Source organism: Acidobacteriota bacterium (assembly GCA_016196035.1).
Classification (GTDB): Bacteria; Acidobacteriota; Blastocatellia; order RBC074; family RBC074; genus JACPYM01.
Map to the genome: position 1 here is coordinate 30,233 of JACPYM010000135.1, position 20,846 is coordinate 51,078.

The 20,846-nt window shown below is 55.7% G+C and carries 14 protein-coding genes; 7 read left to right on the forward strand and 7 right to left on the reverse strand.

Translation table 11 applies throughout. The features are described from left to right. Window positions 1-42 precede the first annotated feature (42 nt). The 7 genes from HY011_36145 to HY011_36175 all read left to right on the forward strand — a co-directional run bounded on the left by HY011_36145 (window position 43) and on the right by HY011_36175 (window position 11,591). Complete coding sequence (locus HY011_36145) at window positions 43-636, forward strand: RNA polymerase sigma factor (protein ID MBI3428385.1); 594 nt, start codon at window positions 43-45, stop codon at window positions 634-636. Continuing rightward, window positions 629-2,629 carry a zf-HC2 domain-containing protein gene (locus HY011_36150; protein ID MBI3428386.1) on the forward strand — a complete coding sequence of 667 codons (2,001 nt, stop codon included), beginning with the start codon at window positions 629-631 and terminating at the stop codon, window positions 2,627-2,629. Before HY011_36145 ends, HY011_36150 begins: the two co-directional genes overlap by 8 nt. A 316-nt stretch (window positions 2,630-2,945) precedes the next feature. Continuing rightward, the gene (locus tag HY011_36155) at window positions 2,946-6,176 is read left to right on the forward strand and encodes a TonB-dependent receptor (GenBank protein ID MBI3428387.1); all 3,231 of its coding nucleotides are present in this window, start codon (window positions 2,946-2,948) and stop codon (window positions 6,174-6,176) included. Window positions 6,177-6,208: 32 nt separating this feature from the next. Next, the gene (locus HY011_36160; protein ID MBI3428388.1) at window positions 6,209-7,051 is read left to right on the forward strand and encodes a phytanoyl-CoA dioxygenase family protein; all 843 of its coding nucleotides are present in this window, start codon (window positions 6,209-6,211) and stop codon (window positions 7,049-7,051) included. Further along, window positions 7,052-7,237, forward strand: coding sequence for a hypothetical protein (locus HY011_36165; GenBank protein ID MBI3428389.1), 186 nt, complete (start codon window positions 7,052-7,054; stop codon window positions 7,235-7,237). 830 nt (window positions 7,238-8,067) lie between these two features. Next, entirely contained in the window at window positions 8,068-9,801 is a 1,734-nt protein-coding gene (locus tag HY011_36170) for an arylsulfatase (GenBank protein MBI3428390.1), read from the forward strand. Window positions 9,802-10,298: 497 nt separating this feature from the next. Continuing rightward, window positions 10,299-11,591, forward strand: coding sequence for a metallophosphoesterase (locus HY011_36175; GenBank protein ID MBI3428391.1), 1,293 nt, complete (start codon window positions 10,299-10,301; stop codon window positions 11,589-11,591). Between the two features lie 107 nt (window positions 11,592-11,698). On the opposite strand, the gene HY011_36180 is transcribed toward HY011_36175, so the two are convergent. The 7 genes from HY011_36180 to HY011_36210 form a co-directional block, all read right to left on the reverse strand. Beyond that, on the reverse strand, window positions 11,699-13,282 hold the full coding sequence (locus HY011_36180) for an ADP-ribosylglycohydrolase family protein (GenBank protein MBI3428392.1): 1,584 nt from the start codon (window positions 13,280-13,282) through the stop codon (window positions 11,699-11,701). A gap of 98 nt (window positions 13,283-13,380) precedes the next feature. Then, entirely contained in the window at window positions 13,381-13,737 is a 357-nt protein-coding gene (locus tag HY011_36185) for an MmcQ/YjbR family DNA-binding protein (protein ID MBI3428393.1), read from the reverse strand. 12 nt (window positions 13,738-13,749) lie between these two features. Then, on the reverse strand, window positions 13,750-14,109 hold the full coding sequence (locus HY011_36190) for a nuclear transport factor 2 family protein (protein ID MBI3428394.1): 360 nt from the start codon (window positions 14,107-14,109) through the stop codon (window positions 13,750-13,752). 36 nt (window positions 14,110-14,145) lie between these two features. Further along, window positions 14,146-15,060 carry a ribokinase gene (rbsK, locus tag HY011_36195; protein MBI3428395.1) on the reverse strand — a complete coding sequence of 305 codons (915 nt, stop codon included), beginning with the start codon at window positions 15,058-15,060 and terminating at the stop codon, window positions 14,146-14,148. A 13-nt stretch (window positions 15,061-15,073) separates the two neighbouring features. Further along, window positions 15,074-16,078, reverse strand: a complete 1,005-nt coding sequence (locus HY011_36200; GenBank protein MBI3428396.1) for a multidrug DMT transporter permease — start codon at window positions 16,076-16,078, stop codon at window positions 15,074-15,076. Between the two features lie 14 nt (window positions 16,079-16,092). After that, window positions 16,093-16,914: a glycoside hydrolase family 16 protein gene (locus HY011_36205; protein MBI3428397.1), complete on the reverse strand. Its 822-nt coding sequence runs from the start codon at window positions 16,912-16,914 to the stop codon at window positions 16,093-16,095. A gap of 120 nt (window positions 16,915-17,034) precedes the next feature. After that, window positions 17,035-20,640, reverse strand: a complete 3,606-nt coding sequence (locus HY011_36210) for a carboxypeptidase regulatory-like domain-containing protein (GenBank protein ID MBI3428398.1) — start codon at window positions 20,638-20,640, stop codon at window positions 17,035-17,037. Window positions 20,641-20,846: the final 206 nt, after the last annotated feature.

Genomic DNA, 20,846 nt, shown 5'->3' on the forward strand with positions numbered 1-20,846 from the left:
GTGCCACAGCAGGCAATAAACCTGACGCTTGACCGATTGCTGATGCCACCGGATTTACCAGTCAGTGAAATCACCTTACAGGCCGAACTGCGGACAGGTGAAGAACTGCGGCAAGCCGGACAGGAAACTGTGAGCCTCGAAAAGAAAGTCACCCGCTATTTTGAACAATGGCGCGACCCGGTCTATCGCTATCTGGTCGCGGTCTTCGGGCAGCCTGAATTGGCTGAGGAATTCGCGCAGGAAGCCTTTCTGCAACTCTACAACACATTGCACAGCGGACAATCCATCACGAATATCCGCGCCTGGGTTTTTCGCGTCGCCCACAATCTGGCCGTCAATCAGATCAAGCAGCGGCAGTTCATTGCGCCGCTCGCTGATGAGGCGTGGGAGGAGCTTTGCCGCACGCTGAAAGACGCCGCGCCCGGACCGGAACAGCGGCTGTTGCAACTGGAAAAGCTGCAACGCTTACACGCCGCGATTGCGCGGCTGACGCAGGCCGAGCGCGAATGCCTGCATCTGAGAAGCAAGGGGTTTCGCTACCGCGAGATGGCCGAGATTCTCGGCCTGAGTACGACCACCGTAGCCGAAACGCTTTATCGAGTAATTGAAAAACTGGCGAGAGACAGTAATGAATGACTTTGCTGGGACAACTTACGGACAGGACACTGAACCGCATCCGCTGCGCGAGCAGTTGCTGCTCTATGTGGACGGCGAATTGACCGAGAAGGAAGCGGGGCTGGTCAGAGCGCATCTGGAAGCCTGTTGGAAATGCCGCGCCCGCAGCGCCGCGCTGGAAGAGACCATCGCGGAGTTCAGCCGCTTCGATGAGGCAACGTTGACGCCGCACCTGCCTGCGCCACCGAATAACTGGCGCGGCTTCAATCCACACTTGCGCCGTTTAGCCGCGGAAAATGGCAGCCCTAAGTTGCTGTCACGCTTGCGCGGACTGTTGACGATGAACTTCACCGCGCTCCCGCTGGCTGCGCCTCTGACAGCGATAGTTGTGACAGCACTGCTCCTGCTGGCAGCAGGCGTCTGGTTGAGCCGCTCGCAAATTTGGCTTCCGCAAGTTTCCGCGCAGGAATTGTTGCAACGCGCCACGCAGTCAGAAACCGCTATGTTGGAGCGCGTCGCGGAGCCGGTGGTTTATCGCAAACTTCAGGTTCGACGTTCCGGCGCAAGTGAAGCAGTGGCAGCGCCGGTAATATGGGAAAGCTGGAAGGATGCGCAGCGCAATCAATTCCGGCAGCGTGTCGCCGATCAACAGGGGCTGCGGTTCATGCGCGACAATGAAACGCCACCGCCGCTCATCGCTGAGTTGACCACCGTCTTGCAGGCCAATCATTTCGATCGGCAACGCCCGCTGTCAGCAGCGGCCTTTGCCGAATGGCGCAAAACCATCAAGACCAAAGCCGAATCCGTTGTTGCGAGCCGAGATGAATTGAAGCTGACCACCATTGCGCGGGAGCCGCATGCCGAGAACGCGATCATCGAAGCCGCGTTGGTGGTTCACAAATCTGACTGGCATGCGGTTGCCTTGAAACTAAAAGTGCAGGGCGTGGGCGAAATCCGTGAATATGAATTGAGTGAGACGGCGTATGAAGTCTTGCCCTTGCAAGCGTTGAATGTGTTTGCCGAATTCGCGCCACTGCCTGTGCCTTCCGCCTTGCCGGCAACTGCGCCGACCGCTTTGCCAACACGCGCTGCCGCGATTGCTGTGCCGTCGCCTGCGATCCCCTTGCCTACGGAAGCTGAATTACCAAGCGAAGCCGCACTAAAAGATGCCGAAGTCGCGGCGTTGTATGCGCTGCATCAATTGCAGGCCGACCTCGGTGAACAGCTTGAAGTAGTGCGCGCGGCGGACAGGCAAATCATCGTGCGTGGTTTGGTTGAGCAGGCCGCGCGCAAAGAGCAACTGACGCAAGCGCTCAAGCACCTGCCGCTGGTCACGGCGCGAATTCAGACCGTTGAAGAAGCCGTCCGGCAGACACAGCAAAACAGCCCGCCTGCCGCAGCTACGATTTCAACCAATGAAATCAGTGTGAATGCCGGGTCGGCGGCGGCGAGCGTCAACCCTTTCCAGCAAAAAATGGCGGAGCATTTCGGCGGGCGCGCCGGATTGAGTGAAGCGGAGCGCCAGGAAATCAATCGCCAGGTCGCCCAGCTAGCCAACGCCATTGAAACGGACGCTTCGGCGGCAATGGCTGAAGCGTGGGCGCTGCGCCGTTTGGCGGAACGCTTCGGCCAGCCGACGGACGCCAATGCCAGCGCGGCCAGCCCGGCAGCGCGGCAACGCATTGACGAGATGATCGGGAACCACGCGGCGCGGCTGAAGCTGCGGACGCGCAATTTACGCGCCCGGCTGGAACCGCTGCTGGTCACGTTGGCGGGCGCAGCGCCTGCGGTCTCATTCAACCCCGCAGCCTCTAGCCAGGCGCAAATTGGCTGGCAGGCGCAAATTGGCACGATCTTCAAAACCGTCGAGCAGGTCAGCCGTCTGACCGATCAATTGCTGGACGGCAACGAGCAGTCGGCAGCCGCGACGCGCCAAGCAGCGCGTCAGTTGCTGACGGAACTAGCGCGGCTTGAGCAGGCGTTGCCGCTAGCAGAGCAACAACGCGCCAGATAAATTTTCAGATCTAAATCAGAACAACAAAGATGGGGACAGGATTCACAGGATTCACAGGATTGGCCGAAGGTCAATTCTGCCCGTCCTGCTGGCTGAATCCTGTGAATCCTGAAAATCCTGTGAATCCTGGCAAAAAACTTCTGCCCCAATGTTGGTTGCTCTGATTTAGCATTCAAGCAAATGTTTTGCGGTTTGGCGCCGGAGGCGCTACGGATATTAGCCGGTGGTTCCGTTCGGCTCCACTGTCCCTTCGGGACGCATTTCGGAAATTCTTTTTCTTGAAACCTATGGCATCACCCATGAACGGAGAAATCAGATGAACCACCAACAACTAATTCGTTTGGGCTGCCTCAGCATTTTGCTGCTGGCCGCCGCCATTACAGCTTCCGCGCAAACCGCGCAGGTCACGGGGCGCGTGAGCGATCCGACGGGCGCGGTCGTTCCCGGCGCGCAACTGACGGTCACGAACATCAATACCGGGGTGAACCGTGAATCGGTCTCCAATGGCGAAGGCTATTTCACGATTCCTTTATTGCCGCCGGGCGAGTATCGGATTGCGGTGAAAAAAGATGGCTTCAAACCGGTCATTCAATCCGGCATCACGTTGCAGGTCGAACAGGTGCTGCGGCTAGATTACACGCTCGAAACCGGCGCGGTCACGGAAACGGTGAGTATCACCACTGATGCGCCGCTGCTCGAACGCGAATCGGGCGCGAAAGGACAGGTCATTGACAACAAAGAGATCGTTGACCTGCCGCTCAACGGACGCAATTTTGCCGACCTCGCGTTGCTGACGCCGGGAGTCGTGGATCTGCCGGAAGGCCTCGCCAACAGTGGCAGCACTTCGATCAACGGCGGACGCGCGGACGGCGTGAATTATCAGGTGGACGGCATGAACAATCGCAACGTTCGCACAGGCAGCCCGGTTTCACAGCCTTCGGTGGACGCGGTGCAGGAATTCAAAGTGCAGACCAGCGCCTACGCCGCCGATTTCGGCACGGTCGGTTCCGGCCTCATCAACGTGGTGCTCAAAGGCGGCACCAATCAGTTGCGCGGCTCGCTTTATGATTTCGTGCGCAATGATATGTTCGATGCGCGCAACTTTTTCGACACCGACAAACACAAGCTGCGCCGTAACCAGTTCGGCGGCACCATCGGCGGCCCCGTCACCTTGCCCGCGCGGCTCTTTGGCCCGCTGGCGTATCGCGGTCAGGATCGCACCTTCTTTTTCTTTTCTTTTGAAGGCTTGGCCGAACGGCGCGGCGATACGCGCCTGGCCAGCGTGCCGACGCTCGCGCAGCGCGCCGGAGATTTCTCTTCCTTGTTGCAAGGCACCACGAAAATTTACCTGCGCGATCCGGCCCTCACGGGGACGTGTAGCGCCACCAGTCAAGCCGCCTGTTTTCCGGGCAATATCATTCCGGCGGCGCGCTTTCATCCGCTGGCGCTGAAGGTGCTGAATTTGGTGCCGCTGCCCAATCGCGCGGGCGCCAACAACTTCGTGAGTTCGCCGGTCATTCCAGCAGATGATCGGAACTACATCATCAAGCTGGATCAAAAGATCGGCCAGAACGGCAATCTGGCGCTCAATTATGTCAGCGGCAGCAGCCCCGGCGGCGATCCGTTCGGAGCGAGCAACCTGCCGGGCTTCGGTCTCAAAAGCAACAGACGCGATAAACTGGCGGGCATCCGTTTTACACAAGCCTTCAGTCCGACTTTCACCAATGAGTTGCGCTTCGCCTTTTCGCGCGCGAAAGATTACACCGACTGGCGGCGGCGCGATGACCCGGCGTTGCTAGACGCGGTCAATGCGCTGTCCCTCTCGAAAGACCCAATCTTCGCCGGGCTGCCGCGCTTCAACATCACGGGTTACGATGTCATTGGTCATCACCAATCGTACCCGGCCATCATCGCGGTCAACGGCTTTCAGTTTTTCGATTCACTCACACTCGTCAAAGACAAACATTCTCTGCGCACGGGTGCTGAGGTCATTCGGACGCAATACTTCCAATACTTCCCCAACAACGCGCGCGGCAACCTCGCCTTTCTGGGCCGCGTCACGGGCAGCACAGCGACACCAGTGCCCTTCGCCGATTTTCTGCTCGGCTTGCCCGACAATACGAGCCGCTTGCTTGATCCCCGCATGAATTATCTGTTCAACACGACCTACGGATTTTTCATCCAGGACGATTACAAGGTCGCGCCACGACTGACGCTCAATCTAGGCTTGCGTTATGACCTGCTCCTGCCTCAGACCGAGAAGTACAACATCCTGTCCAACTTCATTCCCGAGCAAAATCGCATCGTCCAGTCCGGGGACAAGGCTTTCCCCAAAGCGCTGATCAAGACGGACAAGACCAACTTTGCGCCGCGCTTCGGCTTTGCGTGGCAGCCGCTGAACAGCAGCAAATTGGTCGTGCGCGGCGGCTACGGAATTTTCTATACGAACTCGGCGCAAAACGGCATTCGCATTCTGCTGGCCAACAATTTTCCTTTCTCGAACAGTCAGAATTTCCAGCGCAGCACGACCAACCCGCTGGCCTTCACCCTCTCCGATCCGTTTCCGGCTTCGAGCAGTGGCGTGATTGCGACGACGATTCCCACCGGCATCGCGTTCGATACGCCGACCGCCTACATGCAAAATTACAACCTGGCTATCGAACGCGAAGTCTGGCAGCAGACGGCGGTGGAGTTGGCGTATGTCGGTTCGCGCGGCTTGCATCTGTCGCGCAAGTACGACATCAACCAGCAGATTCGCCGCAGTCCCACCGACATCGTGCGCCCGTTCCCGCAATACAGCGGCGCGATTCAGTATGTCAGCTACGGCGGGAGCTCGAATTACCACAGCCTGCAAGCGACGCTGCGCCGCAATTTTCGCAGCGGGGTGGGCTTTCGCGCCAATTTCGTCTGGTCGAAATCCATTGACGATACCTCGGGTTTGACCGGCACCGGCAGCGAAGGCGGCGCGCAGGACTCGCGCAATCTGGGGCTGGAACGTGGTCTGTCCAGCTTCAATCGCCCGCGCGCCTTCACGCTCGACTTCTCCTACCTGCTGCCCTTCGGTAAAGGCAAAAAACATTTCACCGAAGGCCTGGTCAACACGCTCATTGGCGGCTGGCAATTCAACGGCATCGTGCGCATGTACGACGGGCAGCCGTTCACGCCGGGCGTTGCGAGCTTCAACTTTGCCACCGGTGGAGCCAGCCGCCCGGATCAGCTTGGCAGCGGCAAGCTCGATAATCCGACGGTGGAGAAATGGTTCAAGGTCGAAGATTTCGTGCCCGTCCCGACTGGCTCATTCCGCTTTGGCACGGCGGGACGCAACGTTTTGTCCGGCCCGGCGCGCAAACAGGTTGACCTGTCGCTGATGAAAAACTTCGCCCTCAGCGAACGGCAGAAAGTGCAATTCCGCTTTGAGGTTTTCAATGCGCCGAACATTGCCAACTTCTTCCTGCCGGTCGCGAACGTTGACGTGGCGAACGCCGCCACCATCAGCCGTGCGCGCGCCGGACGCGAGATTCAGTTGGCGCTGAAATACATCTTCTGAGAAAACCCGTGTGAACTGTGGCAAAAATACTTATGGAAAACTCTGCGACTTTTGTCCCTGTTCCTACGCCTGACCCACAAGACATTCATTCGCAAGAACGCGATTTGCGTTTTCATCCGAGCACAACTGTGCATCCGCGAAAGCTCACGTCTGCGCAAATCACCAAATTCAATACGGATGGATTTCTGACTGGTATTACGATTTTTGGCGCGCAGGAAATTAACGAAATTCGCTTATCCTTTGATAATTTGCTGGCGCAATATTTTGCGGCAGGAAAAGACAGCTATGCGATTTCGACGGCGCATATGCGGCACGGCAAGGTTTACGATTTGCTCACGCACCCGCGCATCGTGGCGTATGTCAAAGACATTTTGGGCGAAAATGTAAGCGCGTGGGGATCGCATTTTTTCTGCAAAATGCCACGCGACGGCAAAAAAGTTTCGTGGCATCAGGACGCTACCTATTGGCCTTTATCGCCGTCCAAAGCCATCACGGTTTGGCTGGCGATTGATGATGCCAATGTCGAAAACGCCTGCGTGCGTTTCATTCCCGGTTCGCATCATCACGGCGAATTGACGGCAAACATGCATGAAAACGACGAATCCGAAGTTCTCTATCAATCCGTAGCCGCCGCCGAAAATTTTGGTGAGCCCTTCGACAACATTCTGCAAGCGGGACAAATTTCGCTTCACTCAGATTTGCTTTTGCACGGCTCCAAAGCCAATGAATCTGATCGTCGCCGTTGCGGGTTGACGTTGCGTTATTGCACAGCGGATGTGACGGCATATTTAGATTGGCATGCGAAGGGAATTCTCGTCAGCGGCGTAGACCCGCGTGGGCATTGGGCAAATCCGCCGCGCCCGGTTGAGGATTAGATGAAAACGAAAGCTGAAATTGTAAGGGCTGAAATACATCTTCTGAGGGCAGTGATAAAAGGCGGGGAGGCGCTTGATGTTTTTACTGACGTTGAGGGCGTAGCCCAAAATCAAATATCCCCCCTGCCGGAAAGGCACAGCCTTTCCGCACATCGGGCGGCAGAGCCGCGAAAAAAATATGCGTAGATACCAATGGATATTCCGCCTTGGCGGCTGTGCTGCTGTGTTCGTACTTACGGCGGCCATCGCGGTGCTGTGCGTCCGCGCCGCTATAGGTACGAATGTGATCGTACTCCCGGCTGGCGCAACGAATACTAAATATCAGGCGACGGTCGCGGACAATACGCTGATTGACGCCACGCAGTGGACCAGCACGGCGGTCGGAGCACACGTCTCCCAGCGGTACGACCTTCACTGCGGCAGATATTTCAGGGACAGGCACAGGGGGCGGAGGGAACAACATCGTCTGGCGGGGCGGCGTCATCAATGGATCAATCCCCACGACGTGGGATTGGCGGACAACGCATGACTCTCCGCATGGAGGAACTGGCATAAGAATTCAGAACAACGGTCTGGCGGAATGGCAATATCTCCGTGTCCACAACGTGGAAGACGCCATGAAATCGCGTGAAGCTCCGGAGTACTCCAACACCGCGAGCTGGGTCGTGCGCGACTGCTATTTTACTGCGATCCGCGATGACGCAGTCGAGGACGACCGTTTCGAGCCGGGCACGGTGCAGGACTGCCTCTTCGATGGCGTCCACACTTTCATCAGCGAGCAGAATGAGAACGTCGGGACAAACAACCCCATCGGCCCCGCCGAAGACACCACGATCTATGTCAAGCGCGTCGCCGTGCGGCTTTACCCGACTAACGATACTAGCAACGAGACAAACAAGGGCGGCGGGAAATGGTTCAAGTGGCAGGGACGCGGAGTAGCCAACCACCGGCTCGCTGTGAGTGATTCGGTCTTCGCCGTCGGGACAATCCCGCGCGGCGGGTGGAAGAGCCTCGACATGCCATCGCAACTAACTTGGGTCGGCACGAACAACTTCATCCTCTGGCTGGGCGCTCCGGGCGGTTACGGCGGCCCGAAGCCCGCTACAGTAACGTTTCTCGAAGGCACAGCCGCCAGCAACAAGTGGATCAAGGTTCGCAACCAATGGCTGACCAGTCACGGGCTACCGGCGCAATCCTTCGCCGCTGACTATAACCCGCACACAGCACCCCTTCAGCAGATTCCGGTCTCAGCATCGCCCAACGGCAGTAGTAGCGCCACCGGCAACACTGCTAACAAAGGGCCGAACGTCGTGCTGATCTATGCTGACGACCTGGGGTACGGCGATCTTTCAGCGTATGGCGCAACCGCTGTGCAGACGCCGCACATGGATCGGCTCGCCCAGGAAGGCTTGCGTTTTACGGACGCGCACGCGGCGGCAGCAACTTGCACACCGTCGCGTTACGCCTTGCTCACGGGCGAATATGCGTTTCGCAAAAAAGGGACGGACATTTTGCCGGGCGATGCGGCGCTCATCATCGAACCGGGACGCACCACGCTGGCTTCGCTGATGCAGAAAGCAGGCTACACGACAGGCGTGGTCGGCAAATGGCATCTCGGTTTGGGGCCGCAGGGCGGGCCGGATTGGAATGGCGAAATTGCGCCGAGTCCGAATTATATCGGCTTCAACTACTCGTTCATTATGGCGGCAACTGGTGACCGCGTGCCGACCGTGCATGTCGAAAACAACCGCGTCGTGGGCCTTGATCCGGCTGACCCGATCAAAGTGGATTACCGCAAACTGATTGGCGATTGGCCGACGGGCAAAGCGAATCCTGAGTTGCTGAAGATGCGTCCGAGTCACGGTCACGATATGACCATCGTCAACGGCATTAGCCGCATCGGCTATATGACCGGCGGCAAAGCCGCGTTGTGGAAGGACGAAGACATGGCCGATGTCTTCACGAGCAAAGCGGTGGCGTTCATCGAGCAGAACAAAGCCAAACCATTCTTCCTTTATTTTGCGCTCCACGACCCGCACGTACCGCGTGTGCCGCATCCGCGCTTTGTCGGCAAGACGACGATGGGGCCGCGTGGCGATGCGATTGTGCAAGCGGATTGGTGCATCGGTGAAATTCTCGCGGCGCTGGATCGCTTGCATCTGGCGAACAACACCATCGTCATCTTCACCAGCGACAACGGCCCGGTCGTGGACGATGGGTATCAAGACGACGCCGTGACGAAGCTCGGCAATCACAAGCCAGCGGGGCCGTGGCGCGGCGGCAAGTACAGCAACTTTGAAGCGGGCACGCGCGTGCCGCTGCTCGTTCGTTGGCCCGGACAGGTAAAGCGCGGCGTATCGAATGCGCTCGTGTCACAGATTGATTTTCTGGCCTCGTTCGCGTCACTCACCAAACAATCGCTCGCGGCACAAGATGCGCCGGACAGTTTCGATGTGCTGAAGGCGTTGTTGGGCCAGGCCAAAACCGCCAACACTGGACGCCAAGCACTGATCGAACAAGCCAGTGCGCTCGCGTTGCGGCAAGGCCAGTGGAAATACATCGAACCCGGCAGCGGCCCCAAAATGAATAAAGACACCAACACCGAGTTAGGTAACGATCCCGCGCCGCAGCTTTACGATCTGGCTGCCGATCCCGGCGAAACCAGGAATGTCGCGGCGCAGCACCCCGCCCGCGTGCAAGCGATGGCGGCGGAGTTGCAGCGCATTCGACAATCAGGACGCAGCAGGTGAGTAACTGTTGGCGCGCCTGACTTACATTTTTTATTTACCTTTTACTGGCTGAGGCCAGGACTCTTTTGAAAAACCGGCTTTGTTTTCGCCGCGCTAGCGGCGGCTGATTTTAGCCCCGGCGTTTCAACGCCGGGAAGCAGCGCCCGAATTGACGCGCGTCGCGTAGCGACGGTTGAAATTAGAGCTATTGTCGTGCGGGTTTCAAGCGTCGCTACGCGACGCTCCTTTGCTCGTCTCACCCAGCCCTAAAGGACTGGGCTAAAGTCAGCCGCCGCTAGCGCGGCGAAGAGCAGAGTTTTCCGATAAAAACAAAATGCCCTGACTTCAGCTTATACCAGAGGAATAATGAACCTATGAAATTTGCTTCACGCACAATCACCCAATCAATTCTGCTGATCTGTCTTTGTCTGCTCCTACTGCTGTCAGTCAATGCTCAGCAGGCAAAGCCAGCTACCGACCGACAGGCATCCGCTATAGCTGGAAAACCCGATGTCAATTTGCTGCCAGAGGCGCTGCGCGAACGCGGGCAGAAACTGCTCAACCAGAAAGACGAACTGAAGCGCACCAAGCTGACCGGAGAGTTGCTTGCCGCTGACCCCAGAGCCACGCTCGATTTCATACTGGCACTGTTTGCCACCGACCCGGCGGTGGCGGTGCGGCGCGTCATCCTTTACGAACTGGGCAGGCGGCCCGCTGTCAGTTCCAACCCGCGTTTTGTGCAGACGCTGGAACGCTGTGTGACGACTGAACCTGATGCTGAAGTCGCCGTCTCTGCACTCGATAAATTGCGCGCGCACCGGATGAGGGAGATGCGCAAGCTGCTCACGCAGCGTCTCGAAGCCGCACGGCAAAAGAATGATGACGCGGCATTCAAGGTGTTGGCGCAGGATGATGAGCGTTGGATTTCGCTGGTCAACGGCACGATGCTGCCTGCTTTCATGCGCACGCCGCCGCCGCTCTTTGCGTTGAAAGAGGGCAGCCAGACGGTGCGCGTGTTCAGCTTCGGCGATTTCGGCAACGGCGCGCCGGAGAACCACAAGCTCGCGGGCGCAGAGCAGAAACAGGTCGCGGCGGCGATGCTGCAAGCGCATCGGCAAACGCCTTTCGATTTCGGTCTCACCGTGGGCGACAATTTTTACCCCGATGGCATGGAGAGTCCTGCAGACGAGCGCTGGCAGACGCAATGGCGTGAACTCTACGATCCGCTCGGTGTGAAGATTTATGCCACGCTGGGCAATCACGACTGGCATGCGGCGGACAGCCCCGCCGCCGAGTTGCTCTACACGCAGCAGAGCGCAAGCTGGCGCATGCCCGCGCCCTACTTCACCTTCACGGCTGGCCCGGTGCAGTTCTTCGCGCTCGACACGAACGAAGTTTCAGAAGCGCAGTTGCTCTGGTTGCAGGCTGCGCTCAAGCAGAGCCGCGCGCGCTGGCGTGTGGTCTACGGCCATCATCCGATTTATTCGGGCGGCCAGCACGGAGTGAGTCAGATATTGCTCAAGCGCCTGCTGCCGTTGCTTGAGGGCCGCGCGGACATATACCTGGCCGGTCACGAACACGACATGCAGCACCTCAAACCCGCCGACAGCCAAGTGCATTTCTTCGTCAACGGCGCGGGCGGCGCGACCATTCGCACCACCGGAGAAAAGCCGAACTCGCTGTTTGCGCTGGGCGGGACGCACGGTTTCGCCACGCTCGAAGCCAACGCGAATACGCTGACGGTGAAATTCATCGGAACAGATTTGAAGACCTTGTACGAATACACGCTGAGCAAGAACGGTGCGCCATAGATTCCGTAGAGGCCGCTATAACAGCGGAAGTGGCGGCGCACCACCTGCACTCCTGCGGCTGGAGCACGCGCCGACATTTACCACCGCAGTGGGGGCTTTACCGGGTTTTATCCGGATGCCAATCTATAGGTGATGGCGCGCTGAAGCGCGATCTTCTTTCCCTTCGAGCGCGCATCGGCGTCAGCGCGCAGCACGATTCTGAGGGTGTGCGCGCCGTGTTTGAGGCCGTAAACGTGCCACAGCGCGTTGTCGTGTGTGCGTTCGATGATGAAGGCATCGAGTTGCCCGGCCTTTTTGCCATCAAGGTAAATATCGGCCCGTCCACCGTCCTGCGAGAACTCGCCGACGAGCGCCAAGGCCACGCCATTGAAGTTGAGCGAGACTTCCGCGCCCGCGCCGTGCGCCGCTTTGCCGATGATCTTTTTGTCTTTGCCAACCGTGTCGTCCACCCACGCGCCTTTCCATTGCCACGCCGCGTCATCGAATTTGATGAGCTTGTCGGGTACGCCCGGATTCCACTGTTCCAGTTTCCAGGGCTTGGGCTGTTGCGGCGGGATGCTCACTTCAGCGTCAGTGACCTTACCGCCCGCCATCTCGATGACCTTCAGCGCCCGCTTGACCGTTGATTCCGTGATCGTATTGAACGAATAGTTGGTGTAGTCGAATTTCTTGTCAGCGATGGCGGCGATGCCGGATTTCCATCCATCAGGAATTTTGCCGTAGCCCAGCATCACACCCAGCACGCCCGCCGCGCTTGAAGGATTGCAATCGGAATCCTGCCCGGCGCGCGTCGAAACATCCAGTGTCCGGGCGAAATCGCCTTTGCCATACAACAACCCAAGCGCGACATAAGCGCCGTTCAGACGCGCGTCAATATTGAACGGAGCATTCGCGCCATCCGGGCAGACATCATTTTTATCCCACTTGTCTTCAAGCAACTGCCAGGTCTTTTTCCAGTCGTCAGGATGCTGCGCCGACCAATCCAGCACGTCACGAATCACCTTCGCATAACCGCTCTGCGCCGGAATACTCTTCAACCCCAGTTCGACTACTTGGCGCGGATCGTTTTCAAAGAAAGCCGCCGCGTACATCCCGCCGAAAAACATTCCGCCATACACGCCGTCGCCGTAATTCATGACGTGGCCGACGCGGTCTGCGTATTTGTTCGCTTCCTGCGGCAAGCCCGGCGTCATCATGCCGATGAAGTCGGATTCGATCTGGAAATCAATGTCGTTCGCGTGAATGTTGTACTTCGGATGCCCTGACCACGGAGCCTTGATACCCTGATTGAGCAAGCGCCGGCCGCCCGCGTTCGCATGCCAGAGGTGATACTTTGAATCCTTGAAAGCCTCGCCGTACTGTTCGCTGGTCGCGTCGAGGCCGACGCGATCCATCACTTCCGTAAAGGTCATCTCGACGTACAGGTCATCCTGCACAATTGAGTTCGAGACCATCTCCGGTTTCCATTTGATCTCGCCTTCGTTGATTTTGCCGTTGGATTTGAATTCAGTCGGCGCGCCGAATGAAACGCCGATCATCTGTCCGGCCCAGCCGCCGCGAATTTTATCTTCCAGAGTTTGCCGCGTCAGGCTACGCGCCTTAACACCGCTGCTGTTGTTTGCTCCAACAATCTGTAAGGCAATGCCGGTGATACTGACCAGCAATAACGCAATGATGATTCGTGTCCGCATATTTTTTTCCTAGATAGCTTGTCTGACGTTAGGGCGCTTTTGAAAAAACGGCTTTGGTTTTCGCCGCGCTAGCGGCGCGAATAGAAACTCTTTGCGGATCAAAGACTGAGTTCCGCTCGTATTTTCCTTGTTAATTTTTTGACGGCTAAGTTATACGAATTATCAATCCATTCCAGTAATAACTTATCAGGAATCGTCTGATCCATAATAATTGTCGTCCAATGTCTGTCGCTAAAATATGGCGGCTTTTGCAGCGCCGCATACTCTGTCCGCAATTCATCAATAGTTAGCGGATCACAGCGTATGCCGATGCTTTCAAAGGAATCTACCTCAGTTACGGCAAACATTTTTCCTGCAACCTTGAATACCAACAAGCTAGGCAAGTTTGGAAAAGGAAACCCTTCCGTAACACATTTTTTACCCAGACAATAATTTCGATATGATTCAATATCCATCGTAAATCGGTCTTAGGCATCCCAAAAGAAGCCTGTCATTTTCGTCAAACGTCTATCAGTTGCGTACTCCCCAAAACTTGCCCCTTTACTAAGTATTTCACCTTCGACGTTCACCATATTCCAATGTGCCAAACTTTGGTTATGATGTTCCCTAAAAGCTGTCGTAACAAATTTGGCGCCGGGAAAGCCTTGTTGAAATTGCGCCATGTAATTTGAAAGGCTTTGATAACCGACCGTTTGAATGTTTGGATCTGTGTAGGTGCAATCCGAATTCAGGTTCTGTTCCAATGTAGTTTTTCTTGTTTCAGCATCGGTGTCAGACCACGATGACGTATAAGCTTCCCAAGTATCTTGATGTGTTTTATTTCCCATGTTTATGTCTATCTCCCTCGATTTACAATTTTCTTCCTATCTGGTTGATAAAAACGCTTCGATCTCCTGGCGATATGGCGCGGATGGTTGAGCGCCCAATTTGGTTACCGAGAGAGCCGCTGCCGCATTGGCAAAGCGCACCGCCTCTCGCAGAGGCTTCTTCTCAGCCAGCGCCACCGCCAAAGCGCCGTTGAAGACATCGCCAGCCGCCGTCGTATCTACCGGCGTGACGTTGAAGCCAGGAACGATGCCGCAAAAATCATCGCTGGCGACAAACACTCCTTGTGCGCCCAGTGTGATCAGTACCGTTTCCACTCCCCGGGCACGCAGCGCCGTGGCTGCCGTCGCGGCGCCTGCTTCATTTTCAATGGTCACGCCCGTCAGTAATTCCGCTTCTGATTCGTTGGGCGTGAGGATTGAAACGTAGCGGAGAATCTCATCATCAAGCGGTTGCGCTGGCGCGGGGTTGAGTATCACCGTCGCCCCGTGAGCAGCGAGCCGCACCGCTGCCTTTACAGTCTCAATCGGCGTTTCTAACTGGATGAGCAGAACTCCCGCCGAAGAAATGACTGCTCGTGTTCTCTCAATATCCTCTACTGACAACTTCGCATTCGCCCCGGAAGCCACGCCGATGCTGTTCTCGCCATCACTGCCGACAAAGATCAGCGCGACCCCCGAAGGTGCGTCTGCATCTTTGATGATGTAGTCCACATTGATGCCGTCGTCGGCAAACCCCTTGGTTGCCTGCTCGCCGAATAAATCATTGCCAACGCGCGCAATGAAAGCCACCTGTCCGCCGGAGCGCGCTGCGGCCACTGCCTGGTTCGCGCCTTTCCCACCCGCCGCCATCAAGAAGTCTCCGCCGATGATGGTCTCGCCCGGTTTGGGGATTCTCTGCATTTTGATGATCATGTCGGTATTGGAACTGCCGACTACGACGATTCTTTCCACAGCCAAACCTCACTTATGCAAATCTTGAAAAGATGATCAATCCCAGGCCAACGATGAAGGACGCAAACATCACGGCGAGCAAACGGTTGGTGCCAGCGGGCGCTTGCTTGAATTCCTTCCACACGAAAACACCCCAGCAGGCGGCGACCAGCGTTGCCCCTTGTCCCAAACCATAAGAGATGGCAAACCCCGCGGCTCCCGATGCGATGATGCTGAAAGACATTCCGAGTCCCCAGATCATCCCGCCAAGGGTGCCGATCCCATGCAAGCGCGCGTTGCCTTTACTGAAATAGTCGCGATAAGAAACCGGCTCGCCAACAAAAGGCTTCATCATCACGATGCTGTTCCACAGAAAATTCGACAGGAACAAACCCAGCGAGAAAATCACCACAGCCGTGTACGGGCTTAGTTTTCCCGCTTCAAGGTGAGAAAAATCGGCGGACATCGAAGCCGCGACGAAGCGATAGAAAAAGCCCATCAGCACACCGGCCAGGATTGATAGAACACCGCCCAGGCCAGAGACTTTCTTGCCTTGCGATGGCAGTTTTTTGTAAGCCATCGCGTCAACGATGATTGCCACCACCACTGCCGCCACACCGGTGAACAGCAAGTAAGGATTGCCAACCGGAGCCGCAACGTAATTAGTGACGACTCCCAGCGCGAGTGCCAGTCCCACGCCGATGGGGAATGCCACGGCCATGCCGGCAATATCAATGGCCGCGACCAAAAGTATGTTCGAGACGTTGAAAATCACTCCGCCCAAAAAGGCCGACCACAATGCCTGATTGCTGGCCTGATTGAGATCGGGCAGGAAACTGCGCCCGGCAGACCCCAAACTTCCCATCGTCAGCGCCAGAATCAACGCGAACAACAAAACGCCGATGGCATAGTCCCAGTAAAAAAGCTGAAAGCGCCATTCTTTGCTGGCAAGTTTCTGTGTATTCGCCCACGAACCCCAGCAGAGCATGGTGATAAGACACATCACGACTGCCAGGGCATAAGATTCGATGATGATCATTTTCGGGCTCCTCGCTACTTTCCCTGTTGATAAACACGGACGTAGTCAATCTCCATGCGCTGCGGGAAGATCGTGTCGTCAACACCTTCGGCGCCACCCCAAAACCCGCCAATCGCCAGGTTCAAAACCAGATGGAAGTTCTGATCGAACGGCCAGGCTTCCCAGCCGCTGCCTTCGTTCTTGTCGCTGAAGATTTTGGTGTCATCAATGTACACATCCAGCTTCTCCGCGCTCCATTCCAGCGCGTAGGTATGAAAGGCGGTTTGCGCATCCGGCACTTTCAGCGTGGCGGTTTTTTGATTTTTGCGCGGCCAGTTATAAGCCTTGGTATGCGTCGAAGCGTGAATAACACCCGGGTCGTGGCCGACGTGTTCCATGATGTCAATCTCGCCATTATCCGGCCAGTAACGGTCGCTGTAGCTTGTCTTTGAGGGTAACATCCAAATAGCAGGCCAGGTGCCGCGCCCGGCAGGAAGCCTGGCCCGGATTTCAAAACGCCCGTATGTCCAGTCGCCTTTTCCCGCTGTTACCAAGCGAGCCGAGGTGTAGTTATTCGAATTAATCTTTTCCTTGCGGGCTTCGATAACAAGGTTACCGCCCTCAACACGCGCGTTAGCTAGCTTGCCGGAGGTGTAATACTGAAGCTCGTTATTCCCCCAGCCATCGCCACCGACTTTGTATTCCCACCTCTTTGGGTCTGGCAAGCCTTTGTAATTGAACTCATCCGCCCAAACCAGTTTCCAGTCCGCCCGACGCGCAATCTGCACAGGACGATTTTGTCCGCTTCCGACTAACAGCAAGTTAAACGTCAAAAGCAAAGTCAGTGCTATTTTCATAACTTGATATAACTACCAGGATGAAACTTCGCGCGGGGAGCGCAGGTGGGAACGGACAACGCTGTAAGCTAACAGTCAAACGCCGAAGGAGCATCTACTCCTTCGGCGTTCGGTACTAACTCAAAACTCGAACCGTACATGCCATTGCACGGTGCGATTCGGTCTATAACCGCCATTGGCAATGGCGCCGGAACCGGTACGATTTGTTAGCGGATCAGCCGCATTACCATTGACTAAGGTACTGCTGCCGGGGGCGGTGTAACTCTGAGAGAAGAAGTTAGTAAATCCGCCTTGAGTATGATTCAGGGCATTGAACGCATCAAAGCGCGCTTCAACCCTCATCTTTTCCCGGAAGTAAAGCTTCTTGGAAAGCGACATATCCCAGTTGTTGATCGGCGGCGCTTTGATCAGCAGTTTATCGCGGACTGTTTCCGTCCCCGTGCTGCCGACGCTCGGAGCCTGAAAAGCGGCAATGTTGTACCAATGAAAGTCATCTTTATTGGGTACTTTATTGGGGTCACCAATGAGCACGCAACGCGCGCTATTGCCGCTCGATGAACCGGTCAGATTGACTGTGCCGTAGCCTGTGACGCCGCACGAAACCAGCTCCGGCTCACCTGATTGAAAACGGTAAATCCCTGAGAGTTGCCAGCCCTTGGTAACATATCCGAGGTAACGATTCTCCGTTAAACTTGGCAATTCATACACCCAGTTAAAGACAAAGTTATGAGTGCGGTCAAAGCTTAACCGCCCGTAGTTAATTTTGTCATTCTGGTCAATCCTGGCGCCATCTTGGTCGCCGGATGAAATGCCCCGCGCTAGGCTCCGGGTGTAATTTGCACTCAAGAGCAATCCTTTGGCAAAACGGCGATTCCCGGAAATTTGCAGCGAATGATAATTCGAGTTTTCCCTGAACTCTGTTAATGAGATGTCAGCAAATCCCTTGTATGGGCGGTACAAATTGGCAGGCAGTGCGTTAGAACCTGGTACTGTTGGATTCAAGGCCTTGGTGGGGTCTTGATTCACCGCCAAAAATGCCGAGCCAAATGGCGTCGAATTGATTGAACGAACGTGCGGTAAATGGTGTCCTTGCGAACCGACATAAGCAACATCGAGCACAGTATCAAAGGGTAGCTTGTACTGAATGCCGGCGTTATAGGAGTTGGTTGAAGGTATTTTGGCATTGAGTTCAATCGCCCTGACACTCGGCGGGTTAAACGTAGAAGTTGCGATGCTGCTGGTCAGTGTTTGCAGCAGGCCAAAGTCCAGGATGTTAGTAACCGTGGTGGGCGGGTTTTCGTTGTAGTCATAGACCAGGTTACCTTGCGGCCGGTCATAAAAAACGCCGAAACCGCCGCGCACAATCAGGTCGTGTTTACCTGTGACATCAAACGCGAAACCGAATCTTGGGGCGAACAGTGCCCCTTGATCCTTAGCCAGTCTTTTTGGAATTCCATTTTGCCCGGTAAGAAAAAGCCCGTTTGAAAGACCACCTGAGCCCGGCACGATTCTGCCCACAAAAACGGTATCAAGCAAAGTATTGGCTAAAGTGAGCGGAACGCCGGAAGCAAGCACAGCCGGATCAACCGCGCGCCGGGCAGAGGTTTGGCTGCCACCGGAGCAAGTCGCCGCGCCATTGATACAGACCGGCACATACAGTCTGGGAGCGGCAGAAAGTTTGTATTGACTCGGATCAAAATTCGAAGCTGCCCCGCTGGCATCAAAGGCGGGCGGAAACCACGAGACGCGCATGCCATAATCGAGCGTAAAGCGCTTGCTGAATTTCCAGTTATCTTGCACAAACCCGTCAACATCGGTGTACTTGTAATTACCGAAGGTACTGGCCGAAGCTTGGGTGTAATTTGCATAAACACCCGTTAGCGCGTTTGAGAATCCCTGTTGTGTGTCAAAGGGATTATTGGCAGAATCCGAAAAACTAATACCGCCATTGAATTGCACGCGGTTTGTTTGCTTCTTCTTCGCCCGTTCATAAACGCCGCCAAACTTAGTCACATGATCGCCCCAAACTTTAGACAGGTTTCCGCCAATATCGTCAGTCCTGCTTGAGTTGAGAAACGGACCATTGCCCACGCGGTAACTCGGGGTATTGGCAAGTCTGCCGCCATAACCAAGTTGACTCAGCAGGTCTTCTTGAACGGCATTCGGATAAATTATCGGGAGCGCGGAAAGCCCGGTTGCGGTTCTGGTGTAAGTGCCGCTCTCGGTTCTGGCCTCAATCAGGTTTTTACTGAAGCCGTAGGTGAATTCAACTGCCATTGTCGGGCTAAGCGTTCCATTGACCGTGCCGGCATAACTAATTCTGGGGGTGTTATTCTTAAACCCATATTGCACGATGTTACCGCCCAGGATAAATCCAAGCCCGGCATAAGGCGCTAGCGAGCTATTCACGTTATTGAGCACCCGGCCGTTGATGCGCCAGTTATCATTGAAGTTGTAATCAACGCGAACCGTGTCGTTGCGCTCTTTGGTCGTATTCGAAACCTGATCCTTGAAATTGAAGTTCTCGCTGCCTACCGGGGTGTAATTCGGCAAGGGATACAAATTTAGAATCTTTTGCCCAAGCGCATAAAACCGGCTGGCCGGAATTTTCCCAACCACGCCGCCATCCGCGAAACAACCCGATGTATTGGCCGCAGTGCAAGGCTGATTCAAAGTGTAGTCTCTGATGTACGGGAAAATATTTCCGTTGCTGTCGCGCGACTGAGAGAAATCGCCGGCGCGTTCTAGCGCGGTCGGCACGCGAACGCGATTTTCGTTATTCGGAGTGATGCGGGGCGCCCATTCCTGATTCAGGAAAAAGAATAACTTCTTCTTCTCAGTATTGAAGAGCTTGGGAATATAAACCGGCCCGCCGATTGAGTAACCTTTTTCCTCTTGGTCTGTAATTGGCCGCGGGTTGTTGGTGGCGGGATTGTTTCTGTTATTTTGAAACGTGTTGGCATTCAGCCCAGTGTGGCGGCGGTAATAATAAACCGAACCGTGAAAAGCTTGTGACCCGCTGCGAGTAGTAGCAATAAATTGAGCACCCGAAGAGCGTCCATATTCAGGTTGATAGGTCGAAGTCAGCAGCTTGAATTCGCCAACCGCATCCAGCGGAATGCGCGAAAGCTCCGAATTGTTACCCACGTCAACGCTGGTGATGCCGTCAATCTGGACATTGTTTGAATTTAGCCGGGCGCCATTCACACTAAGGCCGCTGCTGGTACTGCTGTTACCATCTCCGGCACCATTAGCTACAACACCTGGGGCTAAAGTAGCTAGATTAATGTAACTTCGGGTTTTAACACCCACGTTGCGAATCTGTTCGCCTTGGATGGCAAATGACCGCTCGCCGCTATCGGCCTGGATATGCGTGGCTTCGCTGGTGACACTGACCGTTTCGGTGACCGCCCCAACTTCCAAACCTAAGTTGCCAAGTGAGAGCCTGTCGTTTGGAGTGAGTGTTACCCCTTTCCGCTGTTGTTTCTTGAAGCTCGCGGCTTCAATGCTCAGGGTGTAGGTTCCCGGTGGAACAATCGGAAAAACAAACCGGCCTTCACCATCAGTGGTGGCAGTCAGAGAATAGCTCTTGCCCTCTTCGGTAATGGTCACGGTGGCTTTTGCAACAGCGGCTTGTTGTGGGTCAACGACCGTCCCGGTAATCGAACCGCTGGTGGTTTGAGCCAAACCCACTCCCGTGCAGAGCACGACGAGCGAGATCAACATTGATAGCATTCTTAGACGCATAAACGACCTCCAGTTAAACGGATTATGATTCTGGGTGACCGGGCGTCCCAAAGCAGAAGACGATTCCTACGGCCCGGTCAGGCAAATTGAATTTGAGCTAGCGATTGAACTTTGAAACGCGAGTCATCTTTGGCGCAGGCAAGCATCCCGCCCGTTTGTTTGTTTGTTTCACCCCAGCTTGTGCT

Excerpts from the sequence above, each read along its gene's own strand:
- HY011_36165 (MBI3428389.1), top strand. The coding sequence starts at position 7,052 with ATGAAAACGAAAGCTGAAATTGTAAGGGCTGAAATACATCTTCTGAGG.
- HY011_36210 (MBI3428398.1), bottom strand. The coding sequence starts at position 20,640 with ATGTTGATCTCGCTCGTCGTGCTCTGCACGGGAGTGGGTTTGGCTCAA.
- HY011_36150 (MBI3428386.1), top strand. The coding sequence starts at position 629 with ATGAATGACTTTGCTGGGACAACTTACGGACAGGACACTGAACCGCAT.
- HY011_36160 (MBI3428388.1), top strand. The coding sequence starts at position 6,209 with ATGGAAAACTCTGCGACTTTTGTCCCTGTTCCTACGCCTGACCCACAA.
- HY011_36180 (MBI3428392.1), bottom strand. The coding sequence starts at position 13,282 with ATGCGGACACGAATCATCATTGCGTTATTGCTGGTCAGTATCACCGGC.
- HY011_36155 (MBI3428387.1), top strand. The coding sequence starts at position 2,946 with ATGAACCACCAACAACTAATTCGTTTGGGCTGCCTCAGCATTTTGCTG.
- HY011_36185 (MBI3428393.1), bottom strand. The coding sequence starts at position 13,737 with ATGGATATTGAATCATATCGAAATTATTGTCTGGGTAAAAAATGTGTT.
- HY011_36170 (MBI3428390.1), top strand. The coding sequence starts at position 8,068 with ATGCCATCGCAACTAACTTGGGTCGGCACGAACAACTTCATCCTCTGG.
- HY011_36190 (MBI3428394.1), bottom strand. The coding sequence starts at position 14,109 with ATGGGAAATAAAACACATCAAGATACTTGGGAAGCTTATACGTCATCG.
- HY011_36145 (MBI3428385.1), top strand. The coding sequence starts at position 43 with ATGCCACCGGATTTACCAGTCAGTGAAATCACCTTACAGGCCGAACTG.
- HY011_36200 (MBI3428396.1), bottom strand. The coding sequence starts at position 16,078 with ATGATCATCATCGAATCTTATGCCCTGGCAGTCGTGATGTGTCTTATC.
- HY011_36205 (MBI3428397.1), bottom strand. The coding sequence starts at position 16,914 with ATGAAAATAGCACTGACTTTGCTTTTGACGTTTAACTTGCTGTTAGTC.